Origin of the sequence: Ruegeria sp. PrR005 (assembly GCF_010500245.1) — a bacterium.
Lineage (GTDB): Bacteria > Pseudomonadota > Alphaproteobacteria > Rhodobacterales > Rhodobacteraceae > Ruegeria_B > Ruegeria_B marisflavi.
On record NZ_JAAGOX010000049.1, the window covers coordinates 1 to 1,115 of the forward strand.

A 1,115-nucleotide genomic window follows, 5' to 3' on the forward strand; every position below is an offset into this window, starting at 1 on the left:
GCCTGTGATGAAAGTCAGGAAAGGGCCGTTCGCACCAGTTGAAACCGACCAGTCGGAGGTCTGGAAAGTCCGCAACTGAGACGTCCGAGACCGGTGCAGCGAACGACCGGATTGGATTTGGGTCGATTTGGTCGATCTGAATGTCCGCTATAGGGAAGCTGTGCTGCTTCGCCGCGAGTGATTCAATGACTCGGCCGTCAAGCTGAAGTAGATTTCGCTGCATCTGCGTCCGGCAGAAATGTCCCCAACTCGGACAACGGCATCAAAAGAACTCGCTGCGCTGTGAACGAACGGCCGCTTTTCTCTCTGCACCGCGGCTGACGGCTTTGTTGGTAGCCTTGCTGCACCTGCGAGCATTGTAGCTGGACCACTTCCGGTATGGGCTCCGAGCCGCCGACTGCCCGTGCAGCAATTCGCTGGTCTGCGGCTTGCCGCGACCTGCCATTCGCACAGTTGGTAGAATTGATCGTCGACACGGTGTTGATGTCTGGGCCTGGCGGGAGGGTTGGAGGGTATATCATGCCCAGAGTTCAACTTCCTGCACTCATGCCAAAAACCAGGGCCTGGAATAAAGGCCGGATCATCGGCCAGAAGCGACCGCTCCTGCCGAAACAGGTTTGGGCGATCCCAAGCGCCTCGGTGCTCGGATCGGCGGCAATGGTCATGACCGTTTCCGCAGAAGCGCGAAATAGCAGCCCATAAACCGCCCGCTTGTTCCAAAAGGCGATGCGAGCGATCTCCGCTGGCAGGGTGAAGACGACGTGGAAATACTCTACTGGCAGCAGATCAGTGGCGCGCGCCGCCATCCAGTCCCGCGCCGCTGGCCCCTGACACATCGGGCAATGCCGGTTCTTGCACGAGTTATAGGCGATGTGCTGATGGCTGCACTTGGTGCAGGCCGCCACATGCCCGCCGAGCGCGTCGGTTCGGCAGGCTTCAATCGCCGACATCACTTTAAGCTGGGAAGGGTTAACATGCCCGGCATTAGCCCGCCGCCAAGCGGGGCCATGTCTTCGGAATATGTCGGCAACCTCCAGCTGGGTGGCCTGATCTGACTGGTCCGGTTTGATTGTTAGTGCATTAGTGGCCTCTGGTCCATCTGGACGATGGTTCCA

The 1,115-nt window shown here is 59.0% G+C and carries 2 pseudogenes; one reads left to right on the forward strand and one right to left on the reverse strand.

Going from position 1 to position 1,115, the window contains the following annotated elements:
- Positions 1 to 519: 519 nt before the first annotated feature.
- Positions 520 to 627: pseudogene (locus G0P99_RS24840) on the forward strand (integrase); the annotation flags it as partial.
- 17 nt (positions 628 to 644) lie between these two features.
- On the opposite strand, the pseudogene G0P99_RS18805 reads toward G0P99_RS24840, so the two are convergent.
- Positions 645 to 1,070, reverse strand: a pseudogene (locus tag G0P99_RS18805) (transposase zinc-binding domain-containing protein); the annotation flags it as partial.
- Positions 1,071 to 1,115: the final 45 nt, after the last annotated feature.